The following is a 19,942-nucleotide window of genomic DNA, read 5'->3' on the forward strand; positions in this document are numbered from 1 at the left end:
GTGTCCGGAGGCCGCTCCCTGGGGTGGGACGGGCGGCCGGATCGGCCACGGAAGGGGCGGGCGGCGGGTTGGTGGCAGGATCGTGCGCGCGGGGAGCCAAAAGGCTCGCTGCAATGCAAGAATCCATGCCGAAGTCTGTCATAATCCGATATCTTATAGCTTTTGCCTCCCGGTCTGCCACGCCCGACTGCTGCCCAGCGACGCGCGCCGCCAGACGTCCAGGACAATCCAGAAGATTCCCAAGACCGCTGCCGCCGAGACCGGCAGCTTGCCCTGACATCGCCGAAACCGCCGTGAAACCCATCCAGAAATCGAACAAGCTCCAGAACGTTTGCTATGACATCCGCGGCCCGGTGCTGGAAAAGGCCAAGCAGATGGAGGAAGAGGGGCACAAGATCATCAAGCTGAACATCGGCAACCTGGCCGTGTTCGGGTTCGATGCGCCGGAGGAAATCCAGCAGGACATGATGCGCAACCTGCCGAATTCGGCCGGTTATTCCGATTCCAAGGGCATTTTTGCCGCGCGCAAGGCGATCATGCACTACACCCAGGAAAAGAAGATCCAGGGCGTGGAACTGGACGACATCTACGTGGGCAACGGCGCGTCCGAGCTGATCGTGATGTCGATGAACGCGCTGCTCAACAGCGGCGACGAAGTGCTGGTGCCGGCGCCCGACTATCCGCTCTGGACGGCCGCGGTGAGCCTGTCGGGCGGCACGCCCGTCCACTATGTGTGCGACGAGGCCAACGAGTGGATGCCCGATCTGGACGACATCCGCCGCAAGATCACGCCGAACACGCGGGCCATCGTCGTGATCAACCCGAACAACCCGACCGGCGCGCTGTATTCGGACGAACTGCTGCAATCGATCGTCACCATCGCACGCGAGCACGGGCTGATCATCTTCGCCGACGAGATCTACGACAAGGTCCTGTACGACGGCAACGCGCATACGTCGATCGGCTCGCTGTCCACCGACGTGCTGACCGTGACCTTCAACGGCCTGTCGAAGAACTACCGATCGTGCGGCTACCGTGCCGGCTGGATGGTGGTGTCGGGTGACAAGCGCCCGGCGCAGGACTATATCGAAGGCCTGAACATGCTATCGTCGATGCGCCTGTGCGCCAATGTGCCGGGCCAGTGGGCGATCCAGACCGCGCTGGGCGGCTACCAGAGCATCAACGACCTGGTCGCCGAAGGCGGGCGCCTGCGCCGGCAGCGCGACCTGGCCCACGAGCTGATCACGCAGATCCCCGGCATTACCTGCGTCAAGCCCAAGGCGGCGCTGTACCTGTTCCCGAAGCTCGACCTGTCGATGTATCCGATCCAGGACGACCAGGAATTCATCTACGAGCTGCTGCAGGAGTCGAAGGTGCTGCTGGTGCAGGGCACGGGCTTCAACTGGGACGCGCCGGACCATTTCCGGATCGTGTTCCTGCCACACGAGGAAGACCTGCGCGAGGCGGTCAGCCGCGTGGCGCGCTTCCTTGAGAACTATCGCAAACGTCACGGCACGGCCTGAGCCGCCGGGGCGCCCCCTTTTCGTATCAAGCAACCCAGAGTCAGACGTCCATGAATCCCATCAAAGTCGGCCTTCTCGGCATCGGTACCGTCGGTAGCGGCACGTTCAACGTGCTCAAGCGCAATCAGGAGGAAATTCGCCGCCGTGCTGGCCGCGGCATCGAGATTGCGGTGGTGGCCGACCTCAACACCGAACGCGCCCGGGAACTGACCGGGGGTACCGTGGACGTGGTCAGCGACGCCAACGACGTGGTGACGCGCCCCGACATCGACATCGTCGTCGAGCTGATCGGCGGCTACGGCATCGCGCGCGAGCTGGTGCTGAAGGCCATCGAGAACGGCAAGCACGTGGTCACCGCCAACAAGGCACTGCTGGCCGTGCATGGCAACGAGATCTTCGAGGCCGCCCGCAAGAAGGGCGTGATCGTGGCGTTCGAGGCGGCCGTGGCCGGCGGCATCCCCATCATCAAGGCGCTGCGCGAAGGCCTGACGGCCAACCGCATCCAGTGGATTGCCGGCATCATCAACGGCACCACGAACTTCATCCTGTCCGAGATGCGCGACAAGGGCCTGGATTTCGACACCGTGCTCAAGGAAGCGCAGCAGCTGGGCTATGCCGAGGCCGATCCGACCTTCGACATCGAAGGCATCGACGCCGCGCACAAGGTGACGCTGATGAGTGCCATCGCCTTCGGCATGCCGGTGCAGTTCGACCGCGCCCACGTGGAAGGCATCACCAGGCTGGCCGCCATCGACATCAAGTACGCCGAGGAACTGGGCTACCGCATCAAGCTGCTGGGTATCACGCGCCGCCGCGAAGACGGCGTGGAACTGCGCGTGCATCCGACGCTGGTACCGGCCTCGCGCCTGATCGCCAATGTGGAAGGCGCGATGAACGCCGTGCTGGTGCAGGGCGACGCCGTGGGTGCCACCCTGTACTACGGCAAGGGCGCCGGCGCCGAGCCGACCGCGTCGGCCGTGATTGCGGACCTGGTGGACGTGACGCGCCTGCACACGGCCGATCCGAACCATCGCGTGCCGCACCTGGCGTTCCAGCCGGACGAACTGTCGAGCGTGCCGGTGCTGCCGATCGACGAAGTCACCAGCTCGTACTACCTGCGCATGCGCGTGGCCGACCAGACCGGCGTGCTGGCCGAAATCACCCGCATCCTGGCCGAAGCCGGCATCAGCATCGACGCGATGCTGCAGAAGGAATCGCGCGAGGGCGAGCCGCAGACCGACATCATCATCCTGACGCACCTGACGCGCGAAAAGCACGTCAATGCCGCCATCCGCAGCATCGAAGGCCTGCAGACCGTGCTGTCGCCGGTCACGCGCCTGCGCATGGAAGAACTGAACTAAGACGCCGAAACTGGACGAATTGCTATGAAATACCAGTCGACGCGCGGCCATGACATGCCGCAATCGTTCTCCGAGATCCTGCTCGGAGGCCTGGCGCCGGACGGCGGCCTGTACCTGCCGAAGCAGTATCCGCAGGTCACCGCCGATGAACTCGAAGCGTGGCGCAAGCTGCCGTACGCCGACCTGGCGTTCGAGGTGCTGTCGCGCTTCTGCGACGACATCCCGGCCGACGACCTGCGCGCGCTGACGCGCAAGACGTACAGGGCCGAGGTGTACTGCAACGCGCGCCCGGGCGACAACACCGCCGACATCACCCCGCTGCGCACGCTGGGCGAGGAAGGCGGCACCAGGCTGCAGCTGCTGGGCCTGTCCAACGGCCCGACCCTGGCCTTCAAGGACATGGCCATGCAGCTGCTGGGCAACCTGTTCGAGTACGCGCTCAAGCGCGCCGGGCTGAAGCTCAACATCCTGGGTGCCACGTCGGGCGACACCGGCAGCGCGGCCGAGTACGCGATGCGCGGCAAGGAAGGCATCCGCGTGTTCATGCTGAGCCCGCACCGCAAGATGAGCGCGTTCCAGACCGCGCAGATGTTCAGCCTGCAGGACCCGAACATCTTCAACATCGCCATCGAAGGGGTGTTCGACGACGCGCAGGACATCGTCAAGGCCGTGTCGAACGACCACGCGTTCAAGGCGCGCCAGTGCATCGGCACCGTGAATTCGATCAACTGGGCGCGTGTGGTGGCCCAGGTGGTGTACTACTTCAAGGGCTGGCTGCTGGCCACCGATGGCCCGGGCCAGAAGGTGTCGTTCTGCGTGCCGTCGGGCAACTTCGGCAACGTCTGCGCCGGCCATATCGCGCGCATGATGGGCCTGCCGATCGACAGGCTGGTGGTGGCCACCAACGAAAACGACGTGCTGGACGAGTTCTTCCGCGCCGGCACGTACCGCGTGCGCACGTCGGCGCAGACGTACCACACGTCGAGCCCGAGCATGGACATCTCGAAGGCGTCGAATTTCGAACGATTCATCTTCGACCTGCTGGGCCAGGACGCCGGCAAGCTGGCCGCGCTGTTCCGCGACGTGGACGCCAAGGGCGGCTTCGACCTGTCCGGCACGCCGGAATTCGACCGCATCCGCCAGTTCGGCTTCGTGTCGGGCCGCAGCACGCACGATGACCGCCTGGCCACCATCCGCGACGTCAAGCAGCGTTACGGCGTGACGATCGACACCCATACCGCCGATGGCGTCAAGGTGGCGCGCGAGCACCTGTCGGCCGGCGTGCCGATGGTGGTGCTGGAAACCGCGCTGCCGGCCAAGTTTGCCGACACGATCCGCGAGGCGCTGGGCCACGAGCCCGAGCGCCCGGCGGCGTTCGACGGCATCGAGTCGTTGCCGCAGCGGTTCGAGGTCATGCAGGCCGACGCGGACACAGTCAAGGCGTATATCGTGCAGCACACGGGTCTGTAATACAGGGTATTGCCACAGACCCCTGTGGTTCCGGCGCCAACTCGCTACAATCGGGTTTGCCGGGCCCCGCTGCCACGGCCCCCGGACGTTACCCCGGGGGCTGTTTTGCTTTCTGGGGCCAACCCAGATTCCCAAGACCCCCATGACCCAACCCGCAGCGCGCCCCCCGATGCTGACGATGGCCCAGGCGCTGGAAGCCCTGATGGCCGGCGTTCGTCCCATCACCGAAACGGAAACCGTCGATACGCTCGATGCCAACGGCCGCGTGCTGGCGGCGCCCGTGACCAGTACGCTGCGCGTGCCGCCCGCCGACAACACGTCGATGGACGGCTACGCGATGCGCGCGGCCGACGTGCCGGCCGAAGGCACGCGCCTGCCGGTGTCGCAGCGGATTCCGGCCGGTCATGTCGGGTCCGAACTGGCGCCGGGCACGGCCGCGCGCATTTTCACGGGCGGGCTGATTCCGCCGGGCGCCGATGCCGTGGTCATGCAGGAGCAATGCCAGGCCGACGGCGATGCGGTAATCGTGAACCATGTGCCGACGGCGGGCGAGTGGATCCGCCGCGCGGGCGAGGACATCGAGGCCGGCAGCCAGATCCTGCCGGTGGGCGCGCGGCTGTCGCCGCAGGCGCTGGGGCTGGCCGCCTCGGTCGGGCAGGCCAGGCTCGACGTGATCCGCCGGGTGCGCGTGGCCGTGTTCTTTACCGGCGACGAACTGGCGATGCCGGGCGAGCCGCTCAAGCCTGGCGCCATCTACAACTCCAACCGGTTCACCTTGCGCGGCCTGCTGGAAAACCTGGGCTGCGAGATCACCGACTTCGGCATCGTGCCCGATACCCTGGCCGCCACGCGCGACACGCTGCGGCGCGCGGCCGAAGGCAACGACCTGATCATCACGTCGGGCGGGGTGTCGGTGGGCGAGGAAGACCATATCCGTCCGGCCGTGACGGCGGAAGGGCGCCTGGATCTCTGGCAGATCGCGATCAAGCCCGGCAAGCCGCTGGCGTTCGGCCAGGTGGCCAACGGCACCGACCAGCCGACCTTCTTTATCGGCCTGCCCGGCAATCCGGTGTCGAGCTTCGTCACGTTCCTGCTGTTCGTGCGGCCATTCCTGCTGCGCCTGCAGGGCGTCGCGGACGTGACGCCGCGCCGCATTGCCATGCGCGCCGACTTCGATCTGCCGAAAGGCGACCGCCGCAACGAATTCCTGCGCGCGCGCCTGAACGATGCGGGCGGGCTCGAACTGTTCCCGAACCAGAGTTCGGGCGTGCTGACGTCCACGGTCTGGGGCGATGGCCTGATCGACAATCCACCCAACCAGCCCATTGCGCGCGGCGACACCGTGCAGTTCATCCCGTTTGCCAGCCTGCTGGCCTAGGTTTTATCCGATGCAACTTGAACTTCGTTATTTCGCCAGTGTGCGCGAGCAGGTAGGCCGGGCCGCCGAACGCGCCGAGGTGCCCGCCGACGTCCGTACCGTCGGCGATCTGCGCGGCTGGCTGCGCGCGCGCGGCGGTGTCTGGGCCGAGACGCTGGCCGAAGGCCGCGCGCTGCGCATGGCGGTGGACCATGCCGTGGCCCGTGCCGACACCCCGCTGGCCGACGGCTGCGAGGTGGCGTTCTTCCCGCCCGTGACCGGAGGCTGACATGACGGTCCGTGTGCAGCAGGAGGATTTCGATCTCGGTGCCGAAGTGGCCGCGCTGCGCGCCGGCAACCCCGGCGTGGGGGCCGTGGCCAGCTTTATCGGCACGGTGCGCGATGTTAGCGATGGCACCCGCGTCAGCACGATGGAACTGGAGCACTACCCGGGCATGACCGAAAAGGCGCTCGCCCGGATCGAGGCCGCCGCGTGCCAGCGATGGGCGCTGCTGGGCGTGACGATCGTGCATCGGGTGGGGCTGTTGCAGCCGCTGGACCAGATCGTGCTGGTCGCGGTGGCCTCCGCGCATCGCGGCAACGCCTTTGCAGCGTGCGAGTTCATCATGGATTACCTGAAATCCGAGGCGCCATTCTGGAAGAAGGAAGACACGCCGGAGGGCGCGCGCTGGGTCGACGCACGGGTGTCGGACGATGCGGCATTGCGCCGCTGGGGTATCGAATCGTTCAACGCCGACGCGGCGGGCACGCCCGACAACAACAAATAAGTTCGAAAGCATTCGAACGGACGAAAGGTCGAATCGATGGGTCCGATGGGGTTTGTGGCGGTCGGCGTGGGCGCCGCGGTGGGGGCATGGCTGCGCTGGGGGTTTTCCGTGCTGTGGAATGCCATCAATCCGGCGCTGCCGTACGGCACGCTGGCTGCCAACCTGGTCGGTGGCTACCTGATTGGCCTGGCGGTGGCGTTTTTCGACACCCATCCGTCGCTGCCGCCGGAATGGCGCCTGCTGGCCGTCACCGGTTTCCTCGGCGGCCTGACCACGTTTTCGACGTTTTCCAGCGAGGTGATCGGCAATCTGCTGGCTGGCGACTATCGCTGGGCGCTGGCGCACCTTGCCACCCACCTGGGTGGTTCGCTGCTGCTGACCGCGCTGGGCATCTGGACGTACCGCACGCTCTCGTGAACCATCGGACCGGGCCGGAGTTCCCGCACAGTGCCCCCGTTCTGGGGCATAGGTAACATTCCCGATACTTTTGCTGCTGCCGGTCCGTCCGGGACCGACTACTATTTCCCGCATGGGCATTGAGGTGTGCAACGCACCTCGCGTGGTTTGCCTGTCTGCTTTCACAATCATTAGAAAGTGCAGCTACGGTCGCTTGCCGGCCCGCCGTGGCCTTCAAGAATCCGGCGATCCGTCGGTGGCCATCAGTTTTTGCCCCAAGCAGTCCTTGTGTTATCGCGGCTTACCGTTCCGTTCATAACAAGGAGACATCCCCATGCAGCATCGCCATGCCTCGTCCGCAAGCCCGCAACTGCGGCGCCGGTTCCAGCAGACCGCCGTCGCGGCGGCCGCTGCCACCCTGTTGATCTCGGCCTGTGGAGGCGGGGATTCACACAGCACGCCAGGTGGCGGAGGCAGCACTACGCAGAATCCAAACAATCGGCCAACGTTCATTGTCGGGACGATTTCGATCAAATCCTACGACGGCACGTCGGACGACCTGCTGACGGCAGGGCTGGGCAAGGATGGGCTGGCGGCCGCCGCAGCCCCGGCATTTGCCGATCCGACGGCGCCCACGGCCGCGGAGTTGCGCCGCAATGCCATCTTCGTCAACTACCGCGCCATCGTGGACGTGCAGGCGGCCGGCGGCTACGGCTCGCTGTATGGCCCCAACGTCGACGCACAAGGCAATGTCACAACCAGCCAGGGCAAGGTGCCGGGCACCGAATACCTGGCCTTTGCCGATGACGGCACTGGCACGAAAAACGTCACGATGCTGGTGCAAGTACCGGATGCGTTCGATAAAAGTAATCCATGCGTCATTTCCGCGACCTCATCCGGCTCGCGCGGAGTGTACGGCGGCATCGCAGTCGGTGAGTGGGGCCTCAAGCGCGGCTGTGCGGTGGCCTATACCGACAAGGGCACGGGCGCGGCACCGCACGACCTGGATACCGACACCGTGCCGCTGATCGACGGCACGCGCGCCGACCGGCGCGGCGCCGGCAAGGCGGCCCAGTTTGCGGCCCAGCCGGGCGCGCAATCGCTGGCGGACTTCACCACGGCCAACCCCCACCGACTGGCGTTCAAACACGCCCATTCGCAGCAGAACCCCGAAGCCGACTGGGGCAAGAACACACTGCAGGCCATCCAGTTCGCCCTGTTCGCCATCAATGACCGCTTTGGCACGATGGGCTCGGACGGCGTGCGCCAGGCCTCCTTTACGAAGAACAACGTGCTGGTCATCGCGTCGGCCATCTCGAATGGCGGCGGGGCGGCCGTGGCAGCGGCCGAGCAGGACACCGACGGACTGATCGACGGCGTGGCCGTGGGCGAGCCGAACGTGGAAATGCCGCCGAGCCCGGTCATTACCGTGCGGCGCGGCGGTACGCAGGTGGCGGCGTCCGGCAAGCATCTTTATGACTACACGACGACGGCGAACTTGTTCCAGTTGTGTGCGCGACAGGACGTAAACCTTACGCAGGCGCCATTAGCCGGCGCGCTACTACAGGCCGCCAATCGCTGCACATCGCTGGCAGCGAAGAACAAGGTTACCGGGGCGAATACTGACGCTCAGTCAGCTTCAGCATTGGCGGCACTCCACGCAGCAGGATGGGAGCGGGAGTCCGATGAGCTTCATGCATCCCTTTCGCAGCTTGAAGTGGCTAGCTCGATTTCCGTCACCTACGCAAACTCCTATTCGCGAGCGAGCGTAACGGATCGGCTTTGCGAATATAGCTTCGCAATGCCAGGTGGCTCAGCATCGACCCCCGTGGCAATCGCTCCCGGGGCATTGGCCGGTCTTTTTGCGACGGGCAATGGGATTCCGCCGACTAACGTCGCTCCGTTCGGTATCGCGGTAACGCTTATTAACGATAAGGCTCCAGGCGGTGCGATGCGCGATTTCACCTCGCAATCGCCATCGACCAACCTGGCCGATGCCAACCTCGACGGCGCCCTGTGCCTGCGTGCCCTGCTGGACAACCGGAACGCGGCGCTGATGGCCGGGATCGGGCAGACGTACCGTAACGGCAACCTGCGTGGCAAGCCGGCGATGATCGTCCACGGCCGCAGCGATGCCTTGCTGCCGGTCAACCACACGTCGCGGCCCTATCTGGGCCTGAACAAGTCGGTGGAGGGCAGCGCCAGCCGGCTGTCGTATATCGAGGTGACGAACGGGCAGCACTTCGATGGCTTTATCGACGTGATCGCCGGCTACGGTGCGCGGTATATCCCGATGCACCTGTATCTGAACCGCGCACTCGACGCCGTCTACGCGAACCTCAAGAACGGCACCGCGCTGCCACCGTCGCAGGTCGTGCGGACCACCCCGCGTGGCGGCAGCAACACCGTCGCAGTGGGGCCGCAGATCCTGCCCTCCAACGTGCCGCCGATCGCGGCCAACCCGGCCGCCGGCGATACGATCTCGGTCAGCGGTACGACCGTCGACGTGCCGAACTAGCCACGCGCATCGCGCGGAAGCCGACGTCGCCCGCCATGCACTTGCAGTCTGTACAAGTTGTGTGGCGGGTGTCTTGAAATGTCAATGCAAAGCCCTATCTTTCGGGAGTAACGTGTCCGGCAGGGCATCCGCGACAGGCAGCCGCTGTGCTGCAACGCCGCCGCCCCGCAGCAGGACACACTCATCGACTAGAGAGAGGGCGCCTGATGCGAATTGACAAACTCACTACCCGGTTCCAGGAAGCGTTGGCCGAAGCGCAAAGCCTGGCACTGGGGCACGACAACCAATACATCGAACCCCAGCATCTGCTGCGTGCGCTGCTGGCGCAGGAAGACGGCTCGGCCCGTACGCTGCTGTCGCGTGCCGGCGTGAACGTGAACGGCCTGCAGACCGCGCTGGATGCGGCCATCGGCCGTCTACCGCAGGTGCAGGGCACCAACGAGGTCCAGGTTGGCCGTGACCTCAACAACCTGCTGAACGCCACCGAGAAGGAGGCGATCAAGCGCAACGACCAGTTCATCGCCAGCGAGCTGTTCCTGCTGGCCGTGTCCGACGACAAGGGCGACACCGGCCGCATCGCGCGTGAAAACGGGCTGTCGCGCAAGTCGCTGGAGGCGGCCATCACGGCCGTGCGCGGCGGCGATAACGTGAACAGCGCCGACGCCGAATCGCAGCGCGAGGCACTCAAGAAATACACGGTGGACCTGACCGAGCGGGCCCGCGCGGGCAAGCTCGACCCGGTGATCGGCCGCGACGACGAAATCCGCCGCGCGATCCAGATCCTGCAGCGCCGCACCAAGAACAACCCGGTGCTGATCGGCGAGCCCGGCGTGGGCAAGACCGCCATCGTCGAAGGGCTGGCGCAGCGGATCGTCAACGGCGAAGTGCCCGAGACGCTCAAGAACAAGCGCGTGCTGGTGCTGGACATGGCAGGGCTGCTGGCGGGCGCCAAGTACCGCGGCGAGTTCGAGGAACGGCTGAAGGCCGTGCTGAGCGACGTGGCCAAGGACGAAGGCCAGACCATCGTCTTCATCGACGAAATCCATACGATGGTGGGCGCGGGCAAGGCCGAGGGCGCGATCGACGCGGGCAACATGCTCAAGCCGGCTCTCGCGCGCGGCGAGCTGCACTGCATCGGCGCCACCACGCTGAACGAGTACCGCAAGTACATCGAGAAGGACGCCGCGCTGGAGCGCCGCTTCCAGAAGGTGCTGGTCGACGAGCCGAGCGTGGAATCGACCATCGCCATCCTGCGCGGCCTGCAGGAAAAGTACGAGCTGCACCATGGCGTGGAGATTACCGACCCGGCGATCGTGGCGGCGGCGGAGCTGTCGCACCGCTATATCACTGACCGCTTCCTGCCGGACAAGGCCATCGACCTGATCGACGAGGCGGCCGCGCGCATCAAGATGGAAATCGACTCGAAGCCCGAGGCGATGGACAAGCTCGAGCGCCGCACGATCCAGCTCAAGATCGAGCGCGAGGCGGTGAAGAAGGAAACCGACGAGGCATCGCGCAAGCGGCTGGAACTGATCGAGCAGGAAATCACGCGCCTGGAGAAGGAATACGCGGACCTGGACGAAATCTGGCGCGCCGAAAAGGGCGCCGCCCAGGGTGCGGCCGCGCTGAAGGAAGAGATCGAGAAGATCAAGCTCGACATCTCGCGCCTGCAGCGTGAAGGCAAGCTGGACAAGGTGGCCGAGCTCCAGTACGGCAAGCTGCCGGCGCTGGAAGGCAAGCTGCAGGCGGCGAACAAGGCCGAGGCGGCCGAGCAGAAGCAGCCCAACAAGCTGCTGCGCACGCAGGTCGGGGCCGAGGAAATCGCCGAGGTGGTGAGCCGCGCCACGGGTATCCCCGTCGCCAAGATGATGCAGGGCGAGCGCGAGAAACTGCTGAAGATGGAAGACAAGCTGCACCAGCGCGTGGTGGGGCAGGACGAGGCCGTGCGGCTGGTGTCCGATGCCATCCGCCGCTCGCGCGCCGGGCTGTCGGACGAGAACAAGCCGTATGGCTCGTTCCTGTTCCTGGGGCCGACCGGGGTGGGCAAGACCGAGCTGTGCAAGGCCCTGGCCGAGTTCATGTTCGATTCGGAAGAGCACCTGATCCGCATCGACATGAGCGAATTCATGGAAAAGCACAGCGTGAGCCGGCTGATCGGCGCGCCGCCGGGATACGTGGGCTATGACGAGGGCGGCTACCTGACCGAGGCCGTGCGCCGCAAGCCGTACGCGGTGATCCTGCTCGACGAGGTCGAGAAGGCCCACCCGGACGTGTTCAACGTGCTGCTGCAGGTGCTGGACGACGGCCGCCTGACCGACGGGCAGGGCCGTACCGTGGACTTCAAGAACACGGTGATCGTGATGACGTCGAACCTGGGTTCGCACATCATCCAGGCCATGTCCGGCGAGCCGCAGGAAGCGGTCAAGGGCGCGGTCTGGCAGGAGGTGCGCACGCATTTCCGGCCCGAGTTCCTGAACCGGATCGACGAGGTGGTGGTGTTCCACGCGCTGGACCAGAAGAACATCGAGTCCATCGCCCGGATTCAGCTGCAGCGCCTGCAGTCGCGCCTGGCACGCATGGACATGACGCTGGATATCAGCGAGCGTGCCCTGGAGAAGATTGCCAGCGCGGGCTACGACCCGGTGTTTGGGGCGCGTCCGCTCAAGCGCGCGATCCAGCAGCAGATCGAGAACCCGGTGGCCCGCGCCATCCTCGAAGGCAAGTTTGCCGCCAAGGACGTGGTGCCGGTGGACTACGAGGGCGATCACTTCACGTTCGGACGCGTCGTGCACTAAGCCGGGCGGCCGGCGGCATCGCCGGCATTGCCTGAGAACCAAGGACCTCTTCGGAGGTCCTTTTTTTGTCTGTTGGCCTCCGCCTTTTGCGCCACAATACCGGCTCTGCCCGATTCCCACCCCCTGGAGCAATCCCATGGCTCATGGCGAGCACAAGTACCACGTCACCGTGGAATGGACTGGCAACCGCGGCACCGGCACCAGCGGCTACCGCGCCTACGGACGCGATCACACGATCCGCGCCGGCGACAAGCCGCAGATTCCCGGCTCCTCGGACCCGGCCTTCCTGGGCGATGCCACGCGCTGGAATCCGGAAGACCTGCTCGTCGCGTCGGCCAGCGCCTGCCACAAGCTCTGGTACCTGCATCTGTGCTCGGACGCCGGCATTGCGGTGCTGGCCTATGTGGACCACGCCGAGGGCACCATGACCGATGGCCCGGCAGGCGGGCAGTTTTCGGAAATCGTGCTGCGCCCGCGCGTGACGATCCGGGCCGGCGACGATGCGGAACGCGCCGCGCACCTGCATCACGTGGCGCACGAGAAGTGCTACATCGCCAATTCGGTCAACTTCCCGATCCGGTGCGAAGCGGTCATCGAGCAGGCGGCCGCTGCCTGAGCCGGATGCCGGAAGGTGGGGCAGGGCGTATGTCCGCTGCCTCACCCATACCGTGCGAAAGATGCTTGGCCATCACGATCCTGATGGTCTAGTGTTGACACATTGCATTGATTGACAAGCCAACAGTCAGCACGGTCATGAATCCCCCTGTTGCCCTGACCAACTCCTCATAGCGCGCTGCGCCCGCGCTGCCGCGCGGGCAATCCTTGCTTCCCGGTCCGTCGCCTGAATTTTCCGAGCCATCCAGCCCGGCGGGCCCCGTTCGTCCTTGCATCCAACAAGAAAACGGCAGGTGTCCCATTGCCCGCTGCGCCACGCCTGCCCGTCCGACATCCGCGGATCGCGCCTCCCCCTGGCGCTTCTTTGTAGTCTGGAGGAAATATGGTGTTGCCAATACGGAAGGTCCCCCTGACCCTGGCTGCCGCGGTTGCGGGCACACTGCTGGTCGTTTCCTGCGGTGGCAGCGACGACAATTCGAAGCCCCCCACGCCCACCACGCCACAGGCCGACAACAGTTGCCAGGTGCTGGCCAGCAACGGCAGCACGGTGGTGGTCGGGTCGAACCAGCCTGGCGACCCGGCGCTGCCGGAAGCGGCCACCGGCTATCGCACCGGGTTGAAGCCGGTCTACGCCAGGACCTATATGGTGTCGACATCGAACGCCTACGCCAGCGCGGCGGGCTGCGCGGTGCTCAAGCATGGCGGTACGGCCGCCGACGCCGCCGTGGCCGTGCAGGCCGTACTGGGCCTGACTGTCCCCGAGGCCACGGGGATGGGGTCGGGCGGCTTCATGCTCTATTACGATGCCGCCGCGAAGACGGTGCGGGCCTACGACGGGCGCGAAACGGCACCGGCAGCGGCCACCGAGAACTACCTGCGGTACGTGGACGACGCCACCGACCAGACGCTGCCCAAGCCCAGCGCGCGCGCCAGCGGTCGGTCGATCGGCACCATCGGCGTGCCCCGGCTGATCGAGCGCGTGCAGAAGGAACACGGCAAGCTGGCCTGGAAGGACCTGTTCGACGACGCCATCTCGCTGGCCACCAATGGCTTTCCCATCGGCGGGCGGCTCGCGCAGGCCATCGCGTCGAACGCTGCCAGCCTGAAACGCGACCCCGAAGCCACCGCCTATTTCTTCAACGCCGATGGCACGCCCAAGGCGCTGGGCACGGTGCTCAAGAACCCGGCCTATGCCAACACGCTGACCGCCATGGCCGCGCAGGGCGCCGACGCGCTGTACAAGGGCGCCATCGCCAACGACATCATCGCCAAGATCGGCGCGACTACCGCCACGGACGGCACGCCGACCACCCCGGGCAAGACCACGCTGGCCGACCTGGCCGCGTACGAGGCCAAGCTGCGCACCCCGGTCTGCGTGACGTACCGCGCGTACTGGATCTGCGGCGCGCCGCCCCCGACATCGGGCGGCATCACCGTGGCATCGGCGATGCAGATCATCGAAAACTTCGATATGGCGTCGCTCAAGCCCAACCCCGTCGACAGCGAAGGCGGCAAGCCTACCGTGCAGGGCGTGCATCGCGTGAGCGAGGCCGAACGGCTGGCCTATGCCGACCGCGACAAGTACGTGGCCGATACCGACTTCGTGCCGCTGCCAGGCGGAACATGGGACACGCTGCTGAACAAGCCCTACCTGCAGACGCGCGCCGCGCTGATCGATCCGAACCGTTCGATGGGTACGGCCACGGCGGGTAACTTCGGCGCGGTGCCCCTGGGTGTGGTGCCGCTGGTCGAGCACGGCACGAACCACTACTCGATCGTCGACGCGCAGGGCAATGTGGTCAGCGCCACCACGTCGGTGGAGTCGAGCATGGGGTCGTTCCATATGACCAACGGCTTCCTGCTCAACAACCAGCTGACCGACTTTTCGGCCGCCCCGACCGATGCCAGCGGCAACCCGGTGGCCAACCGGGTGCAGCCCGGCAAGCGGCCGCGCAGTTCGATGGCGCCCACGCTGGTGTTCCGCAAGGCGCCCGATGGGTCGATTGGCGATTTCCTGATGGCCACGGGGTCGCCGGGCGGCGGCACCATTCCGCAATACGTGGTGAAGACGCTCGTGGGCGTGCTCGATTGGGGGCTGGACGCGCAGCAGGCGTCGAACCTGGTGGATTTTGGCGCCAGCAACAGCGCCACCACCACCCTCGGCGGCGAGCATCCGGATATCGATGCCAGCAACGGCGGCGCCAACGATCCGCTGATCACCGGCCTCAAGGCGCTGGGGCACACGATCTCCACCTCGGCGCAGTCCAGCGGCGTCAACACGATCCTGCGCACCCAGGCCGGCGGCGCGCCCGCGCTGCAGGGCGGCACCGACCCCCGGCGCGAGGGCGTCGTGCTGGGCAACACCTTCACGCCATGACTGCCACCTGAACGACACCGTTCGGCAGGGCCATCCGGCCGCGTGGGCCCTGATTTCGCTGCCCACCGCCCCCGATTGTGGGGCGGTTGACCTGCATCAACTTGCAAATGGGAACGGATGGCTAATATCTGAACCGTCATGGAGATGCGGGGGCGCTCTTCATGACTTGTCTACCCGTTTCCGGAATGGAAACTTGACCCGCAGCGCAACTCCGGTGCTGCGGGTTTTTTCTTTTTGGGCGGCCGCCGGAAAGGGCGACGGCCCGCCCATCCGGACGCGCAGTGATAGCGTCGGCGATCAGGCAAGCTGGACGTCGAGCCTCCGGCCCAGCGAATCCAGCGCCTTTTCAATCATTTCCAGTTTGGAGGAGTGCCGCAGGTTCAGGAGCCGATCCACCTGCGGCATGTGTACATCGAGCCGCCGCGCGAGTTCTGCCTTGCGCACGCCTTGTGCCAGCATCTCATTGGCAAGGAGCACCTTGGCGGTGACCAACGCTGGCAACGTGACCGTTGGCTGGCCGCGACGGGCCTTGGACGGCAGCGGAATCTGACGGCGCAAGTCGAAATAAATGTCCAGGGCGGCTTCAAGGGCGTCCAGTCCTTGCTTGAGCGCGTCGGTTTCATCGACGCCCACGGCATTGGCTTCGGGGATGTCAGCAAACGTGACCAGCAGAGTGCCGTTGCTATCGGGCGTCAGCGTTACGGGGTACGAGAACATGTCGTGCGTCCTGTAGTAAGTCGTCGATGCCAGGTACGGGATGGCGAGTTCGAGTGCGAGGAGGCCCTTCGCGGGCCTGCCCGTCACTTCAGGCCGAGTTGCTTTCTGATCCTCAGTTCCAGATCCTTGCCCATCTCTTTGCTGCCGTGGTAGGGAAAGATCGTCGTGAAGCCATTCAGCGTGACCCGGTAGTGGCTGGAGCCGCTGCGGTGCTTCTGGAAGATCGCACCCTGCTGTTCGAGCCACCGCTTGAACTCGCTGTATTTCATGCCCCTCCCTTGTCGGTTGAGAGGCGGGCATTGTGCAACATATATGTTGTGCCTGGCAACGTTGAAAATGCAACATTTATGTTGCGTTGTCAAGGCCCTGACGCATGTTTTCCAGCATTCCCATATTCCCGTCCGATCTTATGCAGAAAACGTGCTTGGATCGGCGAAACCATTCGTTCCGTTCAGAAGGGCCGGCCGGTAGCCTTTCTCCCTGACAGAAACCCCGTCCGATCCAGGCGGGGGCATTCACGACAACTCTGACGGGAGCAATTGAACATGATTCGCAAGCTGGCCCTGGGCCTCGCAGTACTGTCCGCAATCGGCGCGGCGCCGGCCGCCCTGGCCAACACCAACCTGCTGAATGTTTCCTATGACCCCACGCGCGAGCTGTACGTGGACGTGAACGCCGCGTTTGCCAAGGCCTACAAGGCGCAGAGCGGCGATACGGTGCAGATTCGCCAGTCGCACGGCGGTTCGGGCAAGCAGGCCCGTTCGGTGATCGATGGCCTGGACGCGGACGTGGTCACGCTGGCGCTGGGCTACGACATTGACGCCATCGCCGAGAAGGGCCTGCTGAAGCCCGACTGGCAGAAGCGCCTGCCGCACAACGCATCGCCGTACACGTCGACGATCGTCTTTCTGGTGCGCAAGGGCAACCCGAAACAAATCAAGGACTGGAACGACCTGGTGAAGCCGGGCGTGCAGGTCATCACGCCGAACCCGAAGACGTCGGGCGGCGCCCGCTGGAACTACCTGGCTGCCTGGGGCTATGCGCTGCGCCAGCCGGGCGGCAACGAAGCCAAGGCCAAGGAATTCGTCGGCCAGCTGCTCAAGAATGTGCCGGTGCTGGATTCGGGCGCGCGCGGTGCCACCACCACGTTCGTCGAGCGTGGCCTGGGTGATGTGCTGATCGCATGGGAAAACGAAGCCATCCTGGCGATCAAGGAACTGGGTCCGGACAAGTTCGACATCGTGGCGCCGTCGGTCTCGATCCTGGCCGAGCCGCCGGTGGCTGTGGTCGACAAGGTGGTGGACAAGAAGGGCACGCGCAAGGCCGCCGAGGCCTACCTGCAGTTCCTGTACACCGACGAGGGCCAGGAAATCGCGGCCAAGAACTATTACCGTCCGATCTCGGAAAAGGTGGCTGCCAAGTACGCCGCCAACTTCCCGAAGGTGAAGCTGTTCACGATCGACGAAGTGTTTGGCGGCTGGGCCAAGGCCCAGAAGGCGCACTTTGCCGATGGCGGTTCGTTTGACCAGGTGTACCAGCCCGGCAAGCGGTAATCACAGTGCCGGGGGCGGCCCCGGCCGATTGCGCCAGCGATCGTGCCCGCCGCCCCGGTGCGCCTGACGAAGGAGCCCGAGATGTCCGCTGTTCGCGCTGTCCTGCCTTCCCGCGTCGCCATGGGGCGATGTCCCGCCTGACCTGAAGTTTCCTCCACGCATGACGTTTTCCGCATGCCGCGCGCTGGCGCCGGCAGGGCGTCGTGCCGCCATCGATTTCGAACTTCTCCTCATCCGGAACCCCGATATGACATCGTTCAAACCGCTTTCCCTGCGCCGGCGCCTGCTGCTGGGCGCGCTCGTGGTGGCCACCGGCCTGACCTACGGCCTGCTGGCCAAGCCGGCCCAGGCGCAGTCGCAGACCGTGAATCCGAAGCAGCTGCGTATCGGCTATCAGAAGTACGGCACGCTGACGCTGCTCAAGGCGCGCGGCACGCTGGAAAAACGCCTGGCGCAGCAGGGCATCACCGTGAAGTGGACCGAGTTCCCTGCCGGCCCGCAGTTGCTGGAAGGCCTGAACGTGGGCGCCATCGACTTCGGCACCGTCGGCGAGGCCCCGCCGATCTTCGCGCAGGCGGCGGGGGCGCAGCTGGCCTATATCGGCAACGAGCCGCCGGCGCCGACGTCCGAAGCCATCGTCGTGCCGAAGACCTCGACGCTGAAGTCCGTGGCCGACCTGCGCGGCAAGCGCGTGGCGCTGAACAAGGGCTCGAACGTGCATTACCTGCTGGTGCGCCAGCTGGAAAAGGCCGGCATTCCCTGGAGCGAGATCCAGCCCGTCTACCTGCCGCCCGCCGACGCCCGCGCGGCGTTCGAGCGCGGCGCCGTGGATGCCTGGGTGATCTGGGACCCGTTTCTGGCCGCCGCCGAAAAGCAGCTCGATGCCCGCGTGCTGGCCGATGGCCGTACCGCCGACGGCAAGAACCTGGTCAGCAACCATCAGTTCTACCTGGCGTCGCGCCCCTATGCGAATGCCCGCCCCGACGTGGTGAACGCGATCCTCGACGAACTGGCGCAACTGGGCCAGTGGGCTGAGAAAAATCCGAAGGACACCACGCAGTTTCTGGCCAAGGAAACCGGGCTTGACCCGAGCGTGCTCGATCTTGCTGTTTCAAGATTTTCCTATGGCGCGAAGCCTGTGACGGCCGGCGTGCTGGCCGAACAACAGCGCATTGCCGACGCCTTCGTGACGCTGAAGCTGATTCCGAAGCCGATCAAGGTGGCCGATGCCGCCTGGCAACCGCCGGCCGCCACGGCGCAACGCTGAAGCCGCACATCGCAACCGATAAAACAAGAGGCTCGACATGCAAGTTTTCTGGTTCATCCCCACCCACGGCGACAGCCGCTACCTGGGCACCTCGGAAGGGGCGCGCGAAGTCAATTTCGACTACCTGAAGCAGATCGCCGTGGCCGCCGATACGCTGGGCTACGAAGGCGTGCTGATTCCCACCGGCCGCTCGTGCGAAGACCCCTGGGTGGCCGCGTCGGCCCTGGCTGCGGTGACGCGCCAGCTCAAGTTTCTGGTGGCCGTGCGGCCGGGTCTGATGACGCCAACGCTGGCTGCGCGCATGGCCGCCACGTTCGACCGCGTGTCGGGCGGCCGCCTGCTGGTGAACCTGGTGACCGGCGGCGATGTGGCCGAACTGGAAGGCGACGGGCTGTTCCTGGATCACGCGGCGCGCTACGAGGCGTCGTCCGAGTTCATCCGCGTCTGGCGCGACGTGCTGGCGGCCAGCCACGACAACGGCGACATCAGCTTCGAGGGCAAGCACATCACCGTGAAGGGCGCGCGGGTGCTGTACCCGCCGGTGCAGCGCCCGCATCCGCCGGTCTATTTCGGCGGATCGTCGGCGGCTGCGCACGACCTGGCCGCCGAGCAGGTGGAGACCTACCTGACCTGGGGCGAGCCGCCGGCCGAGGTGGCGAAGAAGATCGCCGATGTGCGTGCCCGGGCCGCGAAGCATGGCCGCACGGTGCGCTTCGGCATCCGCCTGCACGTGATCGTGCGCGAAACCGAAGCGGCGGCATGGGCGGCTGCCGACGAACTGATCAGCCGGCTCGACGACGACACCGTGGCCCGTGCCCAGGCCGTCTTCGCGAAGATGGATTCCGAAGGCCAGCGCCGCATGGCGGCCCTGCATGCCGGCGGCGCCAAGCGGACCCGCGAGGCGCTGGAAATCAGCCCGAACCTGTGGGCCGGCGTGGGGCTGGTGCGCGGCGGCGCGGGCACGGCCCTGGTGGGCGACCCGCAGACCGTGGCCGCGCGCATCGAGGAATACGCCGCGCTGGGCATCGACACGTTCATTTTCTCGGGTTATCCGCATCTGGAAGAAGCGTACCGCTTTGCCGAACTGGTCTTCCCGCTGCTGCCGCGCTCGGTGCGCGACAAGCTGCCCGGCCAGGTGCTGTCGGGCCCGTTTGGCGAAGTGATGGCCACCGGCATCGTGCCGCGGGCATCGCAGAGTTGAGGAG

The 19,942-nt window shown here is 65.8% G+C and carries 16 protein-coding genes; 14 read left to right on the forward strand and 2 right to left on the reverse strand.

Annotated elements, in window-relative coordinates:
- Positions 1 to 293: 293 nt before the first annotated feature.
- The 11 genes from AC24R4_RS23760 to AC24R4_RS23810 all read left to right on the forward strand — a co-directional run bounded on the left by AC24R4_RS23760 (position 294) and on the right by AC24R4_RS23810 (position 15,200).
- On the forward strand, positions 294 to 1,523 hold the full coding sequence (locus AC24R4_RS23760; RefSeq protein WP_400393186.1) for a pyridoxal phosphate-dependent aminotransferase: 1,230 nt from the start codon (positions 294 to 296) through the stop codon (positions 1,521 to 1,523).
- A 50-nt stretch (positions 1,524 to 1,573) separates the two neighbouring features.
- Positions 1,574 to 2,884, forward strand: a complete 1,311-nt coding sequence (locus AC24R4_RS23765) for a homoserine dehydrogenase (RefSeq protein ID WP_400393188.1) — start codon at positions 1,574 to 1,576, stop codon at positions 2,882 to 2,884.
- A 24-nt stretch (positions 2,885 to 2,908) separates the two neighbouring features.
- On the forward strand, positions 2,909 to 4,354 hold the full coding sequence (gene thrC / locus AC24R4_RS23770; protein ID WP_400393190.1) for a threonine synthase: 1,446 nt from the start codon (positions 2,909 to 2,911) through the stop codon (positions 4,352 to 4,354).
- Between the two features lie 142 nt (positions 4,355 to 4,496).
- Positions 4,497 to 5,732 (forward strand): molybdopterin molybdotransferase MoeA, encoded by a 1,236-nt coding sequence (locus AC24R4_RS23775; protein ID WP_400393192.1) that lies wholly within the window; start codon positions 4,497 to 4,499, stop codon positions 5,730 to 5,732.
- 10 nt (positions 5,733 to 5,742) lie between these two features.
- Positions 5,743 to 6,000, forward strand: a complete 258-nt coding sequence (moaD, locus tag AC24R4_RS23780; RefSeq protein WP_400393194.1) for a molybdopterin converting factor subunit 1 — start codon at positions 5,743 to 5,745, stop codon at positions 5,998 to 6,000.
- Position 6,001: 1 nt separating this feature from the next.
- Positions 6,002 to 6,499, forward strand: coding sequence for a molybdenum cofactor biosynthesis protein MoaE (locus AC24R4_RS23785; protein ID WP_400393196.1), 498 nt, complete (start codon positions 6,002 to 6,004; stop codon positions 6,497 to 6,499).
- Between the two features lie 36 nt (positions 6,500 to 6,535).
- On the forward strand, positions 6,536 to 6,916 hold the full coding sequence (gene crcB / locus AC24R4_RS23790; RefSeq protein WP_400393198.1) for a fluoride efflux transporter CrcB: 381 nt from the start codon (positions 6,536 to 6,538) through the stop codon (positions 6,914 to 6,916).
- Between the two features lie 313 nt (positions 6,917 to 7,229).
- Positions 7,230 to 9,413, forward strand: coding sequence for a D-(-)-3-hydroxybutyrate oligomer hydrolase (locus AC24R4_RS23795; RefSeq protein ID WP_487523697.1), 2,184 nt, complete (start codon positions 7,230 to 7,232; stop codon positions 9,411 to 9,413).
- A 206-nt stretch (positions 9,414 to 9,619) separates the two neighbouring features.
- The gene (clpB, locus tag AC24R4_RS23800) at positions 9,620 to 12,208 is read left to right on the forward strand and encodes an ATP-dependent chaperone ClpB (RefSeq protein ID WP_400395712.1); all 2,589 of its coding nucleotides are present in this window, start codon (positions 9,620 to 9,622) and stop codon (positions 12,206 to 12,208) included.
- 136 nt (positions 12,209 to 12,344) lie between these two features.
- Positions 12,345 to 12,824 (forward strand): OsmC family protein, encoded by a 480-nt coding sequence (locus tag AC24R4_RS23805; protein ID WP_400395710.1) that lies wholly within the window; start codon positions 12,345 to 12,347, stop codon positions 12,822 to 12,824.
- A 393-nt stretch (positions 12,825 to 13,217) separates the two neighbouring features.
- Positions 13,218 to 15,200 (forward strand): gamma-glutamyltransferase family protein, encoded by a 1,983-nt coding sequence (locus AC24R4_RS23810; RefSeq protein WP_400396488.1) that lies wholly within the window; start codon positions 13,218 to 13,220, stop codon positions 15,198 to 15,200.
- Between the two features lie 297 nt (positions 15,201 to 15,497).
- Here AC24R4_RS23810 and AC24R4_RS23815 read toward each other — a convergent pair whose 3' ends face one another.
- Complete coding sequence (locus tag AC24R4_RS23815) at positions 15,498 to 15,917, reverse strand: type II toxin-antitoxin system HicB family antitoxin (protein ID WP_487523698.1); 420 nt, start codon at positions 15,915 to 15,917, stop codon at positions 15,498 to 15,500.
- Between the two features lie 83 nt (positions 15,918 to 16,000).
- The gene (locus tag AC24R4_RS23820; protein ID WP_153945187.1) at positions 16,001 to 16,186 is read right to left on the reverse strand and encodes a type II toxin-antitoxin system HicA family toxin; all 186 of its coding nucleotides are present in this window, start codon (positions 16,184 to 16,186) and stop codon (positions 16,001 to 16,003) included.
- A gap of 276 nt (positions 16,187 to 16,462) precedes the next feature.
- On the opposite strand from AC24R4_RS23820, the gene AC24R4_RS23825 reads away from it, so the two are divergent.
- From AC24R4_RS23825 to ssuD, 3 genes are all read left to right on the forward strand, one after another.
- The gene (locus tag AC24R4_RS23825) at positions 16,463 to 17,470 is read left to right on the forward strand and encodes a sulfate ABC transporter substrate-binding protein (protein ID WP_153945186.1); all 1,008 of its coding nucleotides are present in this window, start codon (positions 16,463 to 16,465) and stop codon (positions 17,468 to 17,470) included.
- 247 nt (positions 17,471 to 17,717) lie between these two features.
- On the forward strand, positions 17,718 to 18,737 hold the full coding sequence (locus tag AC24R4_RS23830; protein ID WP_153945185.1) for a sulfonate ABC transporter substrate-binding protein: 1,020 nt from the start codon (positions 17,718 to 17,720) through the stop codon (positions 18,735 to 18,737).
- 37 nt (positions 18,738 to 18,774) lie between these two features.
- Positions 18,775 to 19,938 (forward strand): FMNH2-dependent alkanesulfonate monooxygenase, encoded by a 1,164-nt coding sequence (ssuD, locus tag AC24R4_RS23835; RefSeq protein ID WP_400395017.1) that lies wholly within the window; start codon positions 18,775 to 18,777, stop codon positions 19,936 to 19,938.
- Positions 19,939 to 19,942 lie beyond the last annotated feature (4 nt).

The organism is Cupriavidus sp. CER-90, from assembly GCF_057652055.1.

What these genes read in the sequence shown, in the direction of transcription:
- AC24R4_RS23815 (WP_487523698.1), bottom strand. Translation starts at nt 15,917, where the DNA reads ATGTTCTCGTACCCCGTAACGCTGACGCCCGATAGCAACGGCACTCTG.
- AC24R4_RS23825 (WP_153945186.1), top strand. Translation starts at nt 16,463, where the DNA reads ATGATTCGCAAGCTGGCCCTGGGCCTCGCAGTACTGTCCGCAATCGGC.
- AC24R4_RS23785 (WP_400393196.1), top strand. Translation starts at nt 6,002, where the DNA reads ATGACGGTCCGTGTGCAGCAGGAGGATTTCGATCTCGGTGCCGAAGTG.
- thrC (WP_400393190.1), top strand. Translation starts at nt 2,909, where the DNA reads ATGAAATACCAGTCGACGCGCGGCCATGACATGCCGCAATCGTTCTCC.
- AC24R4_RS23775 (WP_400393192.1), top strand. Translation starts at nt 4,497, where the DNA reads ATGACCCAACCCGCAGCGCGCCCCCCGATGCTGACGATGGCCCAGGCG.
- crcB (WP_400393198.1), top strand. Translation starts at nt 6,536, where the DNA reads ATGGGTCCGATGGGGTTTGTGGCGGTCGGCGTGGGCGCCGCGGTGGGG.
- AC24R4_RS23795 (WP_487523697.1), top strand. Translation starts at nt 7,230, where the DNA reads ATGCAGCATCGCCATGCCTCGTCCGCAAGCCCGCAACTGCGGCGCCGG.
- AC24R4_RS23765 (WP_400393188.1), top strand. Translation starts at nt 1,574, where the DNA reads ATGAATCCCATCAAAGTCGGCCTTCTCGGCATCGGTACCGTCGGTAGC.
- AC24R4_RS23805 (WP_400395710.1), top strand. Translation starts at nt 12,345, where the DNA reads ATGGCTCATGGCGAGCACAAGTACCACGTCACCGTGGAATGGACTGGC.
- moaD (WP_400393194.1), top strand. Translation starts at nt 5,743, where the DNA reads ATGCAACTTGAACTTCGTTATTTCGCCAGTGTGCGCGAGCAGGTAGGC.
- AC24R4_RS23820 (WP_153945187.1), bottom strand. Translation starts at nt 16,186, where the DNA reads ATGAAATACAGCGAGTTCAAGCGGTGGCTCGAACAGCAGGGTGCGATC.
- clpB (WP_400395712.1), top strand. Translation starts at nt 9,620, where the DNA reads ATGCGAATTGACAAACTCACTACCCGGTTCCAGGAAGCGTTGGCCGAA.
- AC24R4_RS23830 (WP_153945185.1), top strand. Translation starts at nt 17,718, where the DNA reads ATGACATCGTTCAAACCGCTTTCCCTGCGCCGGCGCCTGCTGCTGGGC.
- ssuD (WP_400395017.1), top strand. Translation starts at nt 18,775, where the DNA reads ATGCAAGTTTTCTGGTTCATCCCCACCCACGGCGACAGCCGCTACCTG.